This window comes from Serratia sp. HNCC26DJ206, assembly GCF_057180605.1.
Genome location: NZ_JBXUGP010000036.1, coordinates 31,435 through 48,483 on the forward strand (window position 1 = coordinate 31,435; position 17,049 = coordinate 48,483).

The window sequence follows — 17,049 nt, forward strand, 5'->3', positions numbered from 1 at the left end:
CATAACTGATGCGCCCTTTTTCGTTAGCCCCTGGGAGCTTAGTCTTTATCCAACTGCGTCATGCTGACGGAGGAGAGATAGTTAAGCAGGGCAATATCGTTATCAACGCCCAGCTTCATCATCGCCGACTTCTTCTGGCTGCTGATGGTTTTGATGCTGCGGTTCAGTTTCTTGGCGATCTCGGTCACCAGGAAGCCTTCAGCGAACAGGCGCAACACTTCGCTCTCTTTCGGAGAAAGACGTTTGTCACCGTAACCGCTGGCATTAATTTTCTCCAGCAGTTTGGAAACGCTTTCCGGCGTAAATTTCTTGCCTTTCTGCAATGCGGCCAGCGCCTTAGGCAGATCGGTTGGTGCACCTTGCTTCAGTACGATGCCTTCGATATCCAAATCCAGCACGGCGCTGAGAATTGCCGGGTTATTGTTCATGGTCAGAACAATGATCGACAATTGCGGATAATGGCGTTTGATATATTTAATTAGCGTAATGCCGTCGCCGTATTTGTCACCAGGCATCGAAAGATCGGTGATCAACACGTTCGCATCCAGTTTGGACAGATTGTTAATCAGCGCTGTCGAGTCTTCAAACTCCCCAACGACATTCACCCATTCAATTTGCTCAAGTGACTTCCGGATGCCAAACAATACGATAGGATGGTCATCAGCAATAATTACGTTCAGGTTATTCATGTTGTTGGCTACCTTGCTGCAGCAGTCTACTGACGAAAAAATCAATCTGACTGATGTTATTCTCGATATTAAGCGCATCACCGTCCGCGATGTGCTGTTCTAACGATTCACACAATTGCTTGCCGGGAAGCAGATTTAACATAGCAAACACGCCTTTCAGGCGGTGTGCGGTTTGAGCCAGTGCAGTAAAATCACTGCTGTCCGCTTCAGTATACAGTTTTTTGACGTCATCGGGTACTGTATCAATAAACAAACCATAGTAATCGCTTGATTTCAATTGTTTTTCATAATGTTGGATATCATCTGCCTTCAATGATAACGGATTTTCCTCTTGATCCAGTGCGGCCATCTGCTGTTCCATCAGCATCAGAATAGCGTCGATCATAGCGCCGCTCAGATTATAGTTTACCCGGATGTAGCGTTTGTCGAGCCGCTGCCAGCCGGTTTCATCGCTGGCTAGCAGTAGCGTATAGTCATCGGCTTGCTGCGGGTTATCGGTCAGCAGCACGTCATAATCACGATTAAGTTGGTGCTCTTCGGCAACGATACAATTGGCCCCATAAGCATTCAGCAGGCGAGTGACAATACTGCGAATTTCCTCGGAGGTGATGTCCAGCAGTGTCGTTACCCCATCCAGCAACTTTTCCTGCGCTTCTTCTTCCTGTTCGTTCTCTTTCAACTCCAAGGTTACATGGATAGTATAGCGCGTGCCGAGGTCGATTTTGCTGTGGATATCCAACCGGCCGTTCAGCTTTTTACACAGTTGATTACACAGGAAGAAAGTCAGCCCAGAGCCTTGGCTGAAGCGATCGGCCAAGGTCTGGCTAAGGAAAGGGTAAGTCAGATTGCTGATTTCCTCATCGGAAATGCCCGAACCCGTATCGTTGATGTGGAACAGCAGATGGCCTGGGCGATCCACCTCATGTTCGGCGATCAGCGTAACCTTGCCGTAGGCGGTAGTGATAATGGCGTAATGAATCAGCAGCGAGATCACTTTGCGCAATGCGTTGGCATCGCCGATATATTGCTGGTTAACATCCAGTTGGAAGTGGTTGAACAGTGCCAATCCTTTCTGATTGATCGCTGGCAGGGCATCCAACAGCAGTTCATCGATCAGGGCCGAAGGGCTGAAAGGCTGGAGCGAAGGCTGCCACTCCTGTGTTTCCAACCGGGTAAGCAGGGTGATATTTTCGATCAGGCTCAACACCGACGACGAAACCAGATTCAGTTGGTTGAGCAGCGTCTGTTGCTGTTCTTCGTCGGCTGGCGTGCGCAGGCGCTCGGCCAACGCATGCATCTGCTGAACCGGTTGATTGAGTTCGAACCCCAGGTTATGCAGCATCAGCTTGCGTGCCTGGACGTTTTTATCGTACTCACGGCGAGCCAACTGCAACCGTTTGTTGACCAACACCTCTCTGTCCTGATCGCTTAGCAGGAACAGGTAAGTTTCTGGTGATAATTGGCTGTTGAAAATCCGGATTTCATAAACTTCGTTATTTACCGTGACCTGAATCACGCCATGATGCTGCTCAGCCATATGCGCGATTTTTTGCAGGCTGAGGTGCGGTAACAGGTGTTCGGCAATTTTGTTGCTGGTAATCACGCTGTTGCTGGCAAAATCATACACCAGCAAACCTGAGGGGAGGCTGGCGATGATTTCTCGATTCAGCGTGCGCTCGTTCTCCAATTCAGCGGCCATATTTTCGCTCGGCCGAATGTATTGTTGGCGAATAAAGTAAATGCCCATCATCGACAGCACCATCAACAGCAGGTTAATCACCAGCAACCAGAGGTTGTTGCGTAGCAGATCGATAGCCAGATTGACGGCAGAAACGCGGTAAACCAGTTTTAGCGGCGCGTTTGGCAGTGCAATGCTAAATTCGACCCAACTGCCTTTCAATGCGACGTTGGTATCGGTGATCGTTTCGCTGGGTACTGTGTTTTCATCTATCTCACCACTGTCGGGCAACAGCAGAAAGCTGGAGCGAGCCATATGCAACGGAATGATGTCGTTAATCGGCAGATCAAAGGCGATCACCGTGGCTAAATGCCCAGGTTGATTAAAGGTCGTGCGGATCGAAAACGAATAAGCATTCTGAAAACGTTGCTTGCGCAGGCCTGAAAAACTTTCGCGCTCATCCAGCATATTGGCCTGTTGCAGCATTTCCGCCCGGCGCTCCGAGGCTAACGTGGTGAGGTAATTCTCTTTCAGCCGCGAGGTCAGTTCTTTCAGCGATTGGGTTGTCACCAGGCTCAGGCTGTTGTCCTGCCCGTTGAGGTAGTACAGGGTATAACTTTCGGTTTTGGCTCCCCAGCGGACATCAAGGAAGTCTGAAATGTTGGCGACCATCGTCAACGTACTGCTGTCGTGGTTGCCAAAAATCACCGCATCGGTTTTCTTACGCAATTTTTCAACGTAATAAATGTCGGGATGCAGGCGGGTTTCCTGGCGGCTGGCCTCGGCGGGTTGCGCCGTTGTGTTACCAAATCGGTCGTAGATCTGGTAAGTGATATAGCGATAGTTATCAATCCGCTTTTGTAGGGTATTGGCGATAGTGTTGACGGAATACTTCTTTTCCGCCAGGTAGGCATTGGTGTAGTTGTAACCATACAAGCCAAGAGCCACAGCCAGCAGCACGATGAACAGCCAGAAACAGCGGGTGATGTAGCTGGAACTGATAGTCAGTCGTTTATTTTGCATTATACCCTTCGTGTTAGCGAGTGATCGCTTTAGCGCTTACGGTAACTACCAGCAACAGTGTAGCGACGCAGGCGAAGGCAAACGTCAGGCTAGAGAGTTGGGCGATAAAGCCGATCAACGCAGGGCCCGCGAGAATACCGGCATAGCCGACAGTGGTGACTGAAGCAATAGCCAGGTTAGCGGGCATCGCCTGCTGATTGCCGGCGGCGGTAAACAGAATGGGGACCACGTTGGAGGCACCGATGCCAACCAGCATAAAGCCGAGTAGCGAGGTCATCACGTTGTCGATGGAGATCGCTAACACCAGGCCGATCGCCGCACACAGGCTGCCCAATAACAGCACCTGGTATCTTCCCATGGCGTTGACCATCCGATCGCCATTCAGCCTGCCGAGCGTCATAGTGATAGAGAATAGCGCATATCCCAGCCCCGCCTGGCTGTGATCCATACCGCGCAACGTGGTCAGAAACAGTGCGCTCCAATCGAGCATCGAACCTTCAGCCAGAAACATAATAAAGCACAGTAAACCAATGAACATCACCCAGCCACGTGGCAGCACAAACATCGGGCCACCGGCGTTACCGCCGCTTTCCCGCAGCAGGTTTTTACTGGCAATGGAAAGTAACGCCAAAATCATGGCAACGACCACCAGCGTAGCCTGAAGCGGCCCGAGACCTAACCACAGCAGCGCGCTGACGCCACCGGCCCCCACGATACCACCAACGCTGAAAAAACCGTGGAAGCCAGACATCATGGCCCGCCCACTGGCGCGTTCAACCACCACTGCCTGTATATTCATGGCCACATCGATCATGCCGATTGCAGCGCCAAACAGCAGCAGTGCCAAGGCCATTCCTGCCGTTGAATCCATAATGACGAGCAGCGGTAAATCGAGGCAAAGTGCGAACCCGGCCAGCAGGATCACGCGCCGACAGCCGAATTTGCCGGTCAATAGGCCCGTCAGTGGCATCGCCAGCATTGACCCTGCACCAATACACAGCAACAGTAATCCTAATGAGCCGTCGTCAATATTGATGCGCGTTTTGGCAAAAGGCACCAAAGGAGCCCAAGCGGCCATACCAATACCGGCGATAAAAAACGCCAGACGAGTGGCCACCTGTTCTGGTACACCGGGTTTACGTTGTTCACTGCACAAAGTGGCTGTCATGTGGGTATTGGGATCGATTTTGCATAAGTGGCTAAAATGAACCCCTGTTTTTATCACAATCTGCGATCTGGGTCGAAAGGATTCGCGTTGTTATCATCCATGCTGGAGTAGGTATTGGGAGCATGGTGGGGAAAGTATTTATTCTCGCGATCCTGATAAGCATTTGCTGGAGTTGGTGACTCCAGGCATTTGGGCTAACTACTGAGGGCGCAAATTTGCGACAGAGCTTTCACTCAGTGATTTTGGTTTTTGATTAATCGGTAACTGCGTGAATTCGGTACGGCTTGCTTGAATGACATGCTCAGACCAATACCACAGAGAAACAAAATGCAATTTGTAGGAATACCTTTTGCCTTCTAGGCTTAGGGCACGATAAATGCATTTCAACAGGATGAGCTATGACAACGAAACTGATCTTAACCGTTTGCATTGCGGCGGCATTTTCTGTTCTTGCTGGTTGTACCGTTTACGACAGGGCTGCGAGCTATGTGAAGGAACCTGTGGTAAGCGATGTAAAAGTCGGGATGACTAAACAGCAAGTGCGTGCGATTGCCGGGCCGCCATCGACTTCTGCAACACTGATCCACGCGCAAGGGACCTGTGATACTTACGCCGTGGCACCGCGTGATGGAAAAGCACAAACCTATTTTGTCAGCTTTAACGATACAGGCCATGTGATGAACAAAGGCTATCAGAGTTGTTCCGACTACGATGCCCAGCCTAAATAATCGCCATCGACTATTATAAAAGAGCCTCGTTTTTACGTGGTTCTTTATTTTTTAACCGCTAGTGGTTTGAAATTTAAGCAAGTGAACGTTTCTCTGCATTTTTTTGCATGGGAACAGTAGACATTTCATAACGGTATCGCTAATATCAGCGCCCATTGGAAGGATGGCCGAGTGGTTTAAGGCAACGGTCTTGAAAACCGTCGACGGGCGACTGTCCCAGAGTTCGAATCTCTGTCCTTCCGCCAAATTTAGCCGGCTTAGCTCAGTAGGTAGAGCAACTGACTTGTAATCAGTAGGTCACCAGTTCGATTCCGGTAGCCGGCACCATAATTAGATATACCCGCGTTTACTAACGTCTATTAAGCCCAGCAATCCCAACGGTTGCTGGGCTTTTTCGTCTATTCGCTTCGGTCACTTGTGCATAGCTGCGCGCATAGAGACTTTATGCATGCGAAAACCACACACCGTCGTGCTCTACTCCAAAGGGGTGAGAGGTTCGCATGCCGAGAGTGGGGCAAAAAAATCCCCCCAGAGCGGCTGAAACTGCTCTGGGGGGATTTTCAATCTGTAGCCACCGGCAAGGCGGGTGGTTTTTACAGTCACATCACCTTAGAAATTATATTTAGCTCCCAACATCACCGCAGTATCACTGTAGCCTTTGTCCCCGATCTGTTGGCCCACATTGCCCCAAAGATTCAACTGCTTATTGATCTGGCCCTCAAGACCCAATTTGAGTTCGGCTATGTTGGCCGCGCCGTCTTGTTTCACGGTGATGCCGTCCATCGTGGCGCCAAAGTCTTTAGTGTTATGGACCCAGTTGGTTTCAATAAACGGCTGGAATACACGGTCCTTGCCCTTATCCTGATCGCTATAACCGTTAATAAAGGCTTTCACCCCCAGACGAGTCTGGATATTGCCATGGCCTTCACCAGAGACATTTGTGCCATTGGCTTCTTTGTGGTCGTCTGCTTTCACCCCCATCCAGGTGATTTGCGCTTTCGGTTGGATAAAGTAAATCGCGTTTTGGGCTACATTCTCACCGACTTTAAAGGTATAGCCGCTTTCAACTGACGCCGTAATCCCCTTGGATTTGTACTTTTCGGTATTTAAGTTCTGGCCATCGACGGTATTGTTAAACCAGCTATATTGTGCCCAACTATCAACGTACAAACCGGACTTATCGGCTTCATTGGCATACCAGGTACCGTACAAACCGGCACTGTATCCCTCAACAGAACCGCGAGCACGGTAACCAGACAGGCGAGATACCGTGTTGCTTTTACCGTTAGCGTAGCCCGCCATCATGCCGAGATGCAGACGGTTTTGATCATTACTACTCCATTGGGCAATATCGCCACCCAGTTGCAATACATAACGGTTGGCCAGCGTACTCAATTGATCATCAGCATCACGAGAACGGTTATGCCCCCCTTCGTTACGCATCCACAGGCTGGTCACTTTCCGCTCACCGGTCAAAGCATCGATATATTGGGTTTCACCTAAACGATCATGCAAACGGGTCACAAACATGTTGTTCGCTGCCGCCAGGTTAGAGGCATAGCTACTGGCTTCTGGACGTTTAACCATGATTGCCGGACTTGCTTCTGGTTTTAGTTCTGGTGTAACTTCAACCTCTGGGCTTGGTGGTGCTACTGGCTCCGTGGCCGAGGTCAGGTACCAATGGTTGGATTTGTCACCCGTGCCGCGTGCCAGAGAGTAGTCATAAGCCCCTGCGACAATACGGCCATTTTTAACGAATTCACCATCAGAAAGACCGTTAACCTGTACCAGTTCAATGCCGTTCAGGGTAGCAGCACCGCTGCCGCCGGCGTTGGTCACACTTACCCACGTAGTGCCTGAAGTATTACCTTCTACCACCAGCTTATCGGTTGCCGATGCATCGTCATTCAGTACCGTGTTGAAATTCAGCAAACTGTTGTTACCGATGTAATCACCCTCAACGGTCAACACAGTACCTGGAGCACCGTTAAAACTCACCACACCGGCGTTATTCAGGCTGGCCAGAGTTTGGTCATAACCGGCCAGATCCAACCTTCCGTCGGCTTTGATGACAAAGTCTGAGTTAAAGCTGAAGGCCCCAGCCGTTCCGGCTCGTAAGGTTCCTGAATCGACGGTAGTAACGCCAGAATAATCACTGGCAGACATCAGCGTGGTGGTACCTGTATTAACCTTGTTTACGGTTAATGAACCGGACATCCGCGGTGCGAAGGCGATATTATCAGTATGATTTAAGTTGACTGTTGCTGAACCGGCTCCGCTGCGGATGCTGGATGCATTGAGAGTACCGCCCAGATTACCGTTACCGATATTTAATGTACCTTGGGCGGATGCGTTATTAGCAATAGTTACGTATCTGGCGGAAACCTCTGCCCGATCGGCAATGGTCAGTGTGCCATTACCGGAGCGGCCTATAGCCAGGTCATCGCTGTTATTCCATTGCGAGCCAGCGCCGGATACCTCAACAACGCCTGTTGAACCGGTGCTCTCACCGATACTACCCGTCGTATTGCTGACAACGCCGCCATCGCTGATGGTGAGAGTGCCATTTCCGCCGCTACCGACGGAGAGGTTGTTGCGATTACTCCACTGCGATCCAGCACCGGATACCTCGACAACACCTATTGCATCGGTAGCTGAGCCTATATAGCCACTGGTATTGCTGACAATACCGCCATGGCTAATGGTGAGTTTGCCATTCCCAGCGTTGCCAACATAGAGGTCATCGCTGTTAAGCCACTGCGACCCAACGCCGGACACCTCTACAACACCTGTTGTTCCAGCGCTGACGCCGAGCAGACCCATGGTATTGCTCACCGTGCCGCCATCGCTAATAGTGAGTTTGCCGTTGCCGTAGTAGCCAAGATAGAGGTAGGCGCTGTTATTCCACTGTGACCCAGCACCGGACACCGCGACAGTACCCGTAATATCAGGGGCGTAGCCGATAAAGCCCGTTGTATTACTCACAACACCGCCATCGCTAACCGTCAGTGAACCATCACCATAGTTACCTACAACGAGTGTTTTGCTGTTATGCCACTGCGATCCGGCACCGGATACGTCGACCGCGCCTGTTGCTCCTGCCATGTTGGCAATATAGCCATCTGTATTGCTGACTGTGCCGCCATCGCTGATGGTGAGCGAGCCATTACCCGCGTAACCTACATAAAGGTAGCTGCTGTTATTCCATGATCCGGCATCGGAGACTTGCACCGTGCCCGTTGAGCCAGCGGTTCTGCCGAGGTAGCTGGCACCCGTGGTCGTGACAGTTCCGCCGTCCTGAATCAGCAATGTGCCACTACTAGCGTCGCCGATCAGAAGGTTATTGGTGCCCCAAGGCGAGGATTGTGAGCCTGGAACAGTGACGGTCTGACCACCATCAATCGTCTCTGCGAAGGCGAAAGGCACATTCAAGATAGAACATGAAAGCGCAACAGAAAGGCATGATCGCCTGAACACATTCGTCACTTCTGAGTTTGCGGTAGAATTATGGGAAGAACGATGCCTATTGATTTTTTCTTTAGGTTTTGGATTAGAAACAACAAATTGCCGACATGTGGCTAAAGAGTGTATGTCCATATGAGGTTTTCCTGGTGTTAAATTAATGTAATGCTAATGGTTAATTCCGTGCGTCTAATGTTATTTAGGAACATCAAAAAGTGAATATAATAGTTATTATGCTGGATGTGCGTATGTTTACCGTTTGGAGAATAAACGACGAGTTAGATGTATTATATGTAGATTAAAAAATCACCACAACGAGTGTTTGTTATTTTGGGAATTTGCTTGGATAATGTAAATTTAAGTATATTAAATTAAATGTGAATTTGTCTCTTTGGATATTATTTTTGTTAAATAGTTGTACCGGTACTGTAAGTAACCCTATTTAACGGATGCGGTATCAAAGTCAGTGCTGCCGTCTATTCTCAGGGGGATGGGAAGAGTGATGAAATCATGAAGCACCCTAGGTGTTGTTGACTGTATCGTGTCGCCGCAAGCAGGATGGTAGGTTCTGTTTTCTTCTGGTGGGTTTAGCGGTGACATTCCCTGCTCAACGTGTAATTGATACTCTCCTATTTTTAGCTTAGGAGTAAATTAGAGAGTCTTACTTTTCTGATGATTTTGGATAGCTGATTAAAAGGTTATATTACTGAGTGATAAACTCATCTTGTTGTAATAATATGCATCTCGTCAGTAATCGGGTTTTGTAGATGCAGTCAATAAGGTGAGGCTGTATATATTCAATTATTTATACTTCGAACTGACATTAAATGGCTCAGTAAATGAGATTTTTTGAGCCATGCTATTACACCGGTAAATTATACCGGTGCAGATTTTCGATTATTTATTCGCAAGGTAGTGTCAGATTTAAATCTCATTGACCAGCCATTGGTCAGACTCATCGAACATTTCTTCGAGCAGACGGTTTAACTTCTCTCTGTCACTTTTGCTGGCATCGGAGTTCAGAGCGTTAGCCTGCATGGGTTTTACTTTCACCTCGGCGTCAGGGAACAGCCGATGCACGCGTTTTGTCAGTTCGGCCTTAATAATTTCATCGGCCCCCGGAATGCCAGTAACGTTGCGCTTATCAAACACCAATTCAACGAACATAGTTAAACCTTAAAATAACTGTTTATGTATACAGTTATTTTGGCCGAGAGCCAGGGCTTTATGCAAGAGAAAAATGACAAAAATCTTGCAGCAGTAACTCACAGCTATAAAACGCCATTGACTCAAGCCCCAGCACTTCAGATAGGCTCTGCCGTACCGTGGAAAACAGCCTCAATGTTGTAGCCATCAGGGTCGTATACAAACGCGGCATAGTAATTCTTGTGATAGTGGTGGCGAAATCCTGGGGCTCCGTTATCTTTCGCCCCAGCCGCTAACGCGGCATCATAAAAGGCATTCACCTGTGCTTGGCTTGTGGCTCGGAAAGCAATATGAATACGCGGCGTGCAGGGTTCACCGGCAGAGATCCAGAAAGCGCCCCCCGGATCGTCCCCAGGCTGTAGAATTGCTTTACCATAGCCTGCTGCGGTGTCACCGAGTTGCAGACGTAGCACATAACCCAAAGATGCCAGCACCTCCGTGTAAAATTTTTCACTTTGGGCAAATTGGCTTACATTGATGCCGGTGTGATCAATCATGCTTTATCTCCAGGTCAAACCAGGTCTGTTTTTGGCCGAACGCGAGTGAAACTGCTTACGCTAAGAGCTACCGCGAATCTGTTATGTACGATAACAATCCAAGGCTGAGAGCACAATAGCTCAACCGGCAGTGACAGGAGTTACCTTAGCAAAGGGAGAGGAAGGGCTGATAAGAGGACGTTACCCTTGTTACTGTTGTGTAACACCAACAACAAGGACGTAAGCATGAGCACCGACAAGATGGCACGTGACATAGAAGAGCAGGCTGATGCCCTGGCAGAAGAAATCCTGATGCTTTATGTGACGGATGGCATGAAAGCGAAAGAACAGGTTAAGCAGCTCCTGATGCGGTTTGTGACAGGTAATGGAGTCGAAGTTCACTGAGTAATCAACTCGCGAAGAAACCCAGTTCCACACTGGAAGTTATTAACGTATTATTTATACTGTCTTTTTTGCGGAGTGGAACTGATAATGAGTGAGTTTGATATCATCGTAGTGTCTTCATTGATCATCACTTACATACCCGCATTCTGGTTTTTGGGCATGAATGTTACAGCTCAGGGCATTGCTGAAGAGTTCGGTTATGGTAGAACCTATTCGCGGGGGCTTATACCTAAATGGGCAAGTAAATGCGGTGGCTTGGCTATTGCAATGCACTATTGCTTTGTACTGCTCATTCTTACCCTAGCGAACTGGATGTATGGGTTGGCGGCGTTTGGGGCTGGCGTAATTCCTTTTATACTTTTTCCTCGTATGGCAAAAATGTATCGAGGAATCTTCCGTAGGAGCGCATTCCGAATTTACAAAATGGATTCGCAATCAGGGAAATTTCTGTTAGAAATGTTGATGAAAACTAGAAAGTTTCGGTAGCACATGCTGTATCAAGTCAAAAAACTCGCTTCGGCGGGTTTTGTCGTTTCTGGACAACGAGAAAATGCAACTGTAAACGGATTGTCCGGTATATCTGGGAATATCCCAGAGCATTATATTTGTGAAGTGGGCGGTGGTTAGGTGTTACCAGCACACTAACCGCCAGGCGCTCATGTCGTTGGTCACAAGCGAACCTTTTGCCCGTGCTGCGAATAGCAGAAGGACTACAAATAAAGTGCCGAGTAAAACAAAAAATAAGATGAGTCTACATTGTTTATGTTGTATGGAAGGCTAGAGTTAACTTGCACCTCGTTAATAAAGGTAATTTGAAATGTCAGAATGTCGTTCAGTGTTTTTCACTCTAGCGTTGATTGCATCTCTGTCCTTGTCTCCTATTTCGGCTATGGCAAACCCAGGGAATGGCAATAGCGCTGGTCATGGCAACAGCGGCAACAGTCATGGTAACTCGGCTAGCCATGGTAAAGGAAAAAGCCATTCAGAACGCGGGGCAAAATCCAAGGATAATCAGGGTGAGTTGGTCTCTGTGAATTTATCTTATGACCATGTGCGCTCACTCGCTGTGAATTATGGATTAACTGGCTACCAGTCTTTACCTCCAGGTATCGCAAAGAATTTGGCGCGAGGTAAACCATTGCCACCGGGGATCGCAAAGAAAGCAGTGCCTGCTTCGCTTTTGGGGCAGTTACCTGCTTATCCAGGGTATGAATGGCGCATTGCGGGAGATGATTTAGTCCTGGTTGCTTTGAGCACTGCAATCGTCGCCTCTGTGATTAATGGGGTATTTGATTAGAGGCTTCAGCAGCGTCAAATTCTTAGCCGATTACTTAAGCAGACAATCGCTCTGAGTACCACACAGGGAGATGCTGAAAAAAAGTCAGAGAGCCAGAAACCCGGTTCATGATGAAGCTGGCGCTTCGCCTAGGTATAACCCTGGGCGAAGCGCCAGACCATTAGCGTCAGTGAACTTCGCCTCTGGATGGAATTCAACAAAATCAGTCCGATCGGTGATGAGCGCAGCGACTATCACGCCGCGCAGATCTCGGCGGCTGTGTTGAATTATCGGCGCACCAAAGACCCGATAACTATTCCCGATATGTTGCTGTGCTGGAGTGGGCCAGCGGAAGAAGAAGCAGAGGATACCTCAGAGTTTGAGGGATTCCTGGGGGGGCTGGCTGATTAATATATCTACTATGTATAAACTTCTGCCTCAATACCGTATTTGCAATAGCGGTGAATTAATCACGTTATCCTTTTCCTCTATGCTAGAGTGAACTTGCTTGTTTAATCACGGAGTCGTGTAAGTGAAAAGGATATTAATTGCGTTACTTTTAATCAGTTTTCAATCCGAGGCTATTCCGGTTCTCACACCTAAAGCTTTGCACGGATTTGTGCAGGGAGTTTGTTATTCTCATGCAGACGCTAAAGACGAATGTATGAAGATGCTCTATAAAATGATGAAATATGTTCAATTAAATCATGGTTTTTTTGAGCAATGCCAGAAAGAAAAAGAGCTTGGCATTACTCGTAAAGGTGATGATAGCTGTGAGCTCTCAGGAGAGCTTGTTGATTATATAGAAAAACAATCCAAGAAATAAATTAAAAGCAACCGTAATAGAAACCACCGTAACTGGTGGTTTTTTTATTGTCAGGCCTAAACCACCTCCTCGGGAGGTGGTGATTGTTCCTGTGAGGCTCTAGCCTGAAGAAAGCCCATGCAAGAAAATTCCAGCTTACTCACCACAAGTAAGAAGGAAATCACTGACATGAGCAGTTATAGAAGTTCAGCACATATCTTGTCAGATGGCGACATAGAGATCCGCACGTATCATCGCACATACGATACGGGACCATACTCAACGCGTTATGGAAACAGATGCCATTGATAACAAAGGGAAGGTTATTAAGGACCAAAAAATCTATGTGCCTATGCCTGATGGAACGCCGATTGATATCCCTGCTGGCCGCTGGATTGATCTGCGTGTGGAGATGCCAGCCAGCGATGAGCCTGAGGTGGTGATTGAACCCGAACCAATCCCAGAGCCCGAGGTAGTAGCGGAACCGGATACCGATCAGCAACTGATCAGCCGGCCGAGCTGGAACAGGGTGATACACCGGAGTCCGAAACCAAGGAGTAAACCTAGCGCACCCTGATGATCTTCGTCGGGGGTTTTACCAGAGTTTTACCATTGTTTTACCATGTTAAAAATTCAGGCATAAAAAAACCAACCGTAACAGGTTGGTTTCTCTATAAAAAATTGGTCGGCATGAGAGGATTCGAACCTCCGACCCCCGACACCCCATGACGGTGCGCTACCAGGCTGCGCTACATGCCGACGCAGTGCGACCTATACTACCGTTTCCCGTTGTGAATTCAAGATGGCTTATCGCTGATTGCTTTAGATTTAAGCAGTTAGTTGGCAATAAAGCGTTTAACGTCGGTCAGCACTTGCAATAACAGCGCTAACTGAGGTTTTTCATCTTTTATCTCTTTATCATTCTGATCGTAGGCGCGATAACTGCCGTTGCTGTCCAACATCAGGGTTTGCGTTGGCGTGGTAATCACCAGCAGACTGCGGTTGCCGGTGGCTAGCCAGTCGTTTTTTCGCTGTGCGGCAAACAGGTCTTCACCCTGTGAGTAATCATTGGCGGCGGTGCTGACATGCAACAGGCGCTGCATCAACGTGCGCATCACGTCATTGTGATTGGTTAGTTTGTTGATCGTCTGTGCCGGTGTGCCAGGCCAATGGACAATCAGAGGAACCTGCAACTGGCTGCGGTTGAAGCGGGTACCTGCCCCCCAATTCCCTTCGCCGGTATCGTTGAATTCAATACCGTGTTCTGCGGTGATCACTACAACGGTATTGTCCAGCATCTCTTTTTCTTTCAGCGTCGCCAGCACTTGTGCGATCTGGGCATCAACATCCTTCGCACCATTACGGTAGCGCTGGATAAATGCATCCGGTTTGTCACTAATATTCTGTAGTTCAGCACCGCTGAAGTTGAGGTAAGAGAACCAAGGTGCAGTATGATTCTGGGCGGCCAGCCAGCGTTGCCATTGTTGGGTCGTTACCGCATCGCTCTGCGCTTCAGGTGCTGGCAGCGAGAAATCAGCCAGCAGTGCCTGGCGATACAGCGTGGCATTGAATCCATCCGAAGAGAACAGACCAAACTGGTAGCCTTGATCGCTCAGCGCATTAATCAGTGCCGAAGGTTTACGCCCGGCCAGAATACCATCCAGATAGGTGGGCGAAATGCCGTAAAACAGGCCAAACAGACCGGTATCAGCCTGGTTGCCGGAGCTGTAATGATTGCTGAAGCGGATATTTTCCTGCGCAAAGCGGGTGAGGGTGGGCATATCCTGCGCGATATCAGCCGTGCGAATGCCGTCGACCACAATCATCAACAGGTTATAACCACTCCCTTTATCACGGTAACTCAATGGGCTCAGCGGATATTCTACGGCTACGGCTTCAGGGCTCCCCTGTTGAATCAGGCGGCGTTCGTACTCCTCTTGGTTCAACAGGCCGTGTTTTTCCAGGAACTTACGCGCAGTCATCGGATAAGAAAGTGGCAGATTGGCGCGCTGCATGGTGATTGGGCGATAGAAATTGGCATCTGCCCAGATATAGATCAGATGCGAAGCAAAGAACGAGCAGATAAACAACGCGGCCAGCGGTTTGCCAAAGCTGTGCCGATTAAGGCTGCGCAGTTTCTGCCAGCTCCAGGTGGCAAACAGCATTTGGATCAGGAAGATCACCGGTACGCTGATGAACATCAGTTGCCAGTCGCGCGCCAGTTCACTCTGATCTGGATTGATTACCAGTTCCCATACCACCGGGTTAAGGTGTAGGTGGAAGTGGGTAAATACGGCGCTATCGACCAGCAGCAAAGTCAGGCCCGTAGTGGCCAGCGCGGCAGAAATAAATCGCAGCAGGCGCTGCGACATCACCACAAAGGTGAGGGGGAAGATGATCAGCAGATAGGCAGCAAACACAATAAAGCTGAAGTGCCCAATCAGGCTGACCCACGCATAAACCCGCCCCAGCAGTGATGCCGGCCAGTCGGTAACAAACAGATAGCGGCTGCCCAACCCGATACTGAGCAGAATATTGAATAAGGCGAACCAGTGCCCCCAACTGATCATCTGGGAGACTTTTTCACGATAACGCTGACGGTTTGTCACCATAAATAATTATTAATGCGCTTTATCTTCACGGATCGAAGCTTGCAGAGCTTCGGCAAACGATCTTGCCAGTGACTTCCGCTGCGCGGGAGCAATACTGGTGTTGATCAGGTTGGTTACCATGTTGCCCAGCACCATCAAAGAGAGATCGGTGGGAGTATGGTGTTTTTCCAGAACATTGACCAGTTCAGAAAGCAATTGTTCAACGTGTTCGTCACTGTAACGGGATGATTGTGGCATAAAGATTGTGCTCAAAGCCTGACAAAGTCCAATATCTTACCGTATAGAGCCGTGTTTTTCCGCTCTTTTATAGCGTGAAGATCGTTAAGGAAATGATTATACCCGTTGCCTTTCAAGATGCAGGGGGGCTGCCTCTATTCCTGCGCCTACCTGTGTCTTGAAATCCACTGAGTATCGGTTGCGGTTCGAAGCCTTCAGTGCTTGAATACGCGCTCAAAGAACAGGAGGATTTATCATGAGTCTGGATATCCAGCAGATCGCACTGCACCAGTTGGTTAAACGCGACGAACAGACGTTGGACGTGGTGTTGCGCGATTCCCTTCTCCCCACCAATGCGGCGGTGGAAGAGATGATGGCAGAGCTGCACCGCGTTTACAGCGCCAAGAGCAAAGCTTATGGCCTGTTTAACGAAGGGAGCGAACTGGCGGATGCGCTGCGTACCTGCCGCAAGGGTGATGAAGACTTCCTGGCATTCAGCCGTGCAGCGACCGGTCGCCTGCGCGATGAACTGGCCAAATACCCGTTTGCCTCCGGCGGCGTGGTGTTGTTTGGCCAATACCGTTATCTGGCGGTGGAGTATTTGCTGATCGCCGTGCTGAACAGCTGTAACAGTACGCGCGTCAATGAAGAGCTGGATCTCAGCATGACTCACTATCTGGACATCAACCACGCGGATATCGTGGCGCGTATTGATTTGACTGAATGGGAAACCAATCCGCAATCAACGCGTTACCTGACCTTCCTGAAAGGGCGCGTGGGCCGTAAAGTTTCCGATTTCTTCATGGATTTCCTGGCGGCAGCCGAAGGCCTGGACACCAAGGCGCAGAACCGTGGCCTGCTGCAAGCGGTGGACGACTACTGTGCCGATGCGCAGTTGGGCAAGAACGAACGCCAGTCGGTGCGCCAGCAGGTTTACAGCTACTGTAATGAGCAGTTGCAGGCAGGCGAAGAGATTGCGTTACAGGAGCTGTCGAAAGAAATTGCGCCGGTAGGTGAAAAAGATTTCCTGCAATTTTCCAGCGAGCAGGGCTATCAACTGGAAGAGAGTTTCCCGGCGGATCGCGGTACGCTGCGTCAGTTGACCAAATTTGCCGGCAGCGGTGGCGGCATCAGCCTGAACTTTGATGCGATGCTGTTAGGTGAGCGGATCTTTTGGGATCCGGCTACCGATACGCTGACTATTCGCGGCACGCCGCCGAACCTGCGCGATCAGCTGCAACGCCGTTCAGGCGGCGGCCAATAAGCCGGATCGCAGCCAATAAAAAACGCCGCAATTGCGGCGTT

Annotated in this window: 16 protein-coding genes, 3 tRNA genes and 1 pseudogene; 11 read left to right on the top strand and 9 right to left on the bottom strand. The window is 49.3% G+C overall.

Features of this window, described 5'->3' with window-relative positions:
- Nucleotides 1–38: 38 nt before the first annotated feature.
- The 3 genes from rcsB to AC2A1E_RS20545 are packed head-to-tail and all read right to left on the bottom strand — an operon-like array spanning nucleotide 39 to nucleotide 4,558.
- Nucleotides 39–689: a response regulator transcription factor RcsB gene (gene rcsB / locus AC2A1E_RS20535; RefSeq protein WP_025122830.1), complete on the bottom strand. Its 651-nt coding sequence runs from the start codon at nucleotides 687–689 to the stop codon at nucleotides 39–41.
- Complete coding sequence (rcsD, locus tag AC2A1E_RS20540; RefSeq protein WP_484385303.1) at nucleotides 682–3,390, bottom strand: phosphotransferase RcsD; 2,709 nt, start codon at nucleotides 3,388–3,390, stop codon at nucleotides 682–684. Before rcsD ends, rcsB begins: the two co-directional genes overlap by 8 nt.
- A 13-nt stretch (nucleotides 3,391–3,403) precedes the next feature.
- On the bottom strand, nucleotides 3,404–4,558 hold the full coding sequence (locus tag AC2A1E_RS20545) for an MFS transporter (protein WP_484385304.1): 1,155 nt from the start codon (nucleotides 4,556–4,558) through the stop codon (nucleotides 3,404–3,406).
- A 115-nt stretch (nucleotides 4,559–4,673) separates the two neighbouring features.
- On the opposite strand from AC2A1E_RS20545, the pseudogene AC2A1E_RS20550 reads away from it, so the two are divergent.
- The 4 genes and pseudogenes from AC2A1E_RS20550 to AC2A1E_RS20565 form a co-directional block, all read left to right on the top strand.
- Nucleotides 4,674–4,763 (top strand): annotated as a pseudogene (locus AC2A1E_RS20550) (VOC family protein); the annotation flags it as partial.
- A gap of 193 nt (nucleotides 4,764–4,956) precedes the next feature.
- Nucleotides 4,957–5,286, top strand: coding sequence for an osmotically-inducible lipoprotein OsmE (osmE, locus tag AC2A1E_RS20555; protein WP_473187764.1), 330 nt, complete (start codon nucleotides 4,957–4,959; stop codon nucleotides 5,284–5,286).
- Nucleotides 5,287–5,443: 157 nt separating this feature from the next.
- A tRNA-Ser gene (locus AC2A1E_RS20560) sits at nucleotides 5,444–5,531 on the top strand.
- A 6-nt stretch (nucleotides 5,532–5,537) separates the two neighbouring features.
- Nucleotides 5,538–5,613: transfer RNA gene (locus AC2A1E_RS20565), tRNA-Thr, on the top strand.
- Between the two features lie 282 nt (nucleotides 5,614–5,895).
- Here the strand turns inward: AC2A1E_RS20565 and AC2A1E_RS20570 are convergent.
- The 3 genes from AC2A1E_RS20570 to AC2A1E_RS20580 form a co-directional block, all read right to left on the bottom strand.
- Nucleotides 5,896–8,712 (bottom strand): autotransporter outer membrane beta-barrel domain-containing protein, encoded by a 2,817-nt coding sequence (locus tag AC2A1E_RS20570; protein WP_484385314.1) that lies wholly within the window; start codon nucleotides 8,710–8,712, stop codon nucleotides 5,896–5,898.
- 960 nt (nucleotides 8,713–9,672) lie between these two features.
- Entirely contained in the window at nucleotides 9,673–9,915 is a 243-nt protein-coding gene (locus tag AC2A1E_RS20575) for a DinI family protein (protein WP_459402057.1), read from the bottom strand.
- A 137-nt stretch (nucleotides 9,916–10,052) separates the two neighbouring features.
- Complete coding sequence (locus AC2A1E_RS20580; RefSeq protein WP_484385305.1) at nucleotides 10,053–10,451, bottom strand: VOC family protein; 399 nt, start codon at nucleotides 10,449–10,451, stop codon at nucleotides 10,053–10,055.
- Between the two features lie 225 nt (nucleotides 10,452–10,676).
- On the opposite strand from AC2A1E_RS20580, the gene AC2A1E_RS20585 reads away from it, so the two are divergent.
- The 6 genes from AC2A1E_RS20585 to AC2A1E_RS20610 all read left to right on the top strand — a co-directional run bounded on the left by AC2A1E_RS20585 (nucleotide 10,677) and on the right by AC2A1E_RS20610 (nucleotide 13,493).
- Nucleotides 10,677–10,835, top strand: a complete 159-nt coding sequence (locus AC2A1E_RS20585; protein ID WP_484385306.1) for a hypothetical protein — start codon at nucleotides 10,677–10,679, stop codon at nucleotides 10,833–10,835.
- Between the two features lie 87 nt (nucleotides 10,836–10,922).
- Nucleotides 10,923–11,321: a hypothetical protein gene (locus AC2A1E_RS20590; protein ID WP_484385307.1), complete on the top strand. Its 399-nt coding sequence runs from the start codon at nucleotides 10,923–10,925 to the stop codon at nucleotides 11,319–11,321.
- Nucleotides 11,322–11,652: 331 nt separating this feature from the next.
- Nucleotides 11,653–12,132 (top strand): anti-virulence regulator CigR family protein, encoded by a 480-nt coding sequence (locus AC2A1E_RS20595; RefSeq protein WP_484385308.1) that lies wholly within the window; start codon nucleotides 11,653–11,655, stop codon nucleotides 12,130–12,132.
- A gap of 186 nt (nucleotides 12,133–12,318) precedes the next feature.
- Entirely contained in the window at nucleotides 12,319–12,522 is a 204-nt protein-coding gene (locus AC2A1E_RS20600) for a phage tail assembly protein T (RefSeq protein ID WP_484385309.1), read from the top strand.
- 121 nt (nucleotides 12,523–12,643) lie between these two features.
- Entirely contained in the window at nucleotides 12,644–12,937 is a 294-nt protein-coding gene (locus tag AC2A1E_RS20605) for a hypothetical protein (RefSeq protein WP_484385310.1), read from the top strand.
- 268 nt (nucleotides 12,938–13,205) lie between these two features.
- Nucleotides 13,206–13,493 (top strand): phage tail fiber protein, encoded by a 288-nt coding sequence (locus AC2A1E_RS20610; protein ID WP_484385311.1) that lies wholly within the window; start codon nucleotides 13,206–13,208, stop codon nucleotides 13,491–13,493.
- 105 nt (nucleotides 13,494–13,598) lie between these two features.
- Here AC2A1E_RS20610 and AC2A1E_RS20615 read toward each other — a convergent pair.
- The 3 genes from AC2A1E_RS20615 to AC2A1E_RS20625 all read right to left on the bottom strand — a co-directional run bounded on the left by AC2A1E_RS20615 (nucleotide 13,599) and on the right by AC2A1E_RS20625 (nucleotide 15,765).
- Nucleotides 13,599–13,675, bottom strand: a tRNA-Pro gene (locus AC2A1E_RS20615).
- A 77-nt stretch (nucleotides 13,676–13,752) separates the two neighbouring features.
- The gene (yejM, locus tag AC2A1E_RS20620; RefSeq protein ID WP_484385312.1) at nucleotides 13,753–15,528 is read right to left on the bottom strand and encodes an LPS biosynthesis-modulating metalloenzyme YejM; all 1,776 of its coding nucleotides are present in this window, start codon (nucleotides 15,526–15,528) and stop codon (nucleotides 13,753–13,755) included.
- Nucleotides 15,529–15,537: 9 nt separating this feature from the next.
- Complete coding sequence (locus AC2A1E_RS20625) at nucleotides 15,538–15,765, bottom strand: YejL family protein (protein WP_076941538.1); 228 nt, start codon at nucleotides 15,763–15,765, stop codon at nucleotides 15,538–15,540.
- Nucleotides 15,766–16,000: 235 nt separating this feature from the next.
- On the opposite strand from AC2A1E_RS20625, the gene yejK reads away from it, so the two are divergent.
- Entirely contained in the window at nucleotides 16,001–17,008 is a 1,008-nt protein-coding gene (yejK, locus tag AC2A1E_RS20630) for a nucleoid-associated protein YejK (protein WP_484385313.1), read from the top strand.
- The last annotated feature ends 41 nt before the right edge of the window (nucleotides 17,009–17,049 follow it).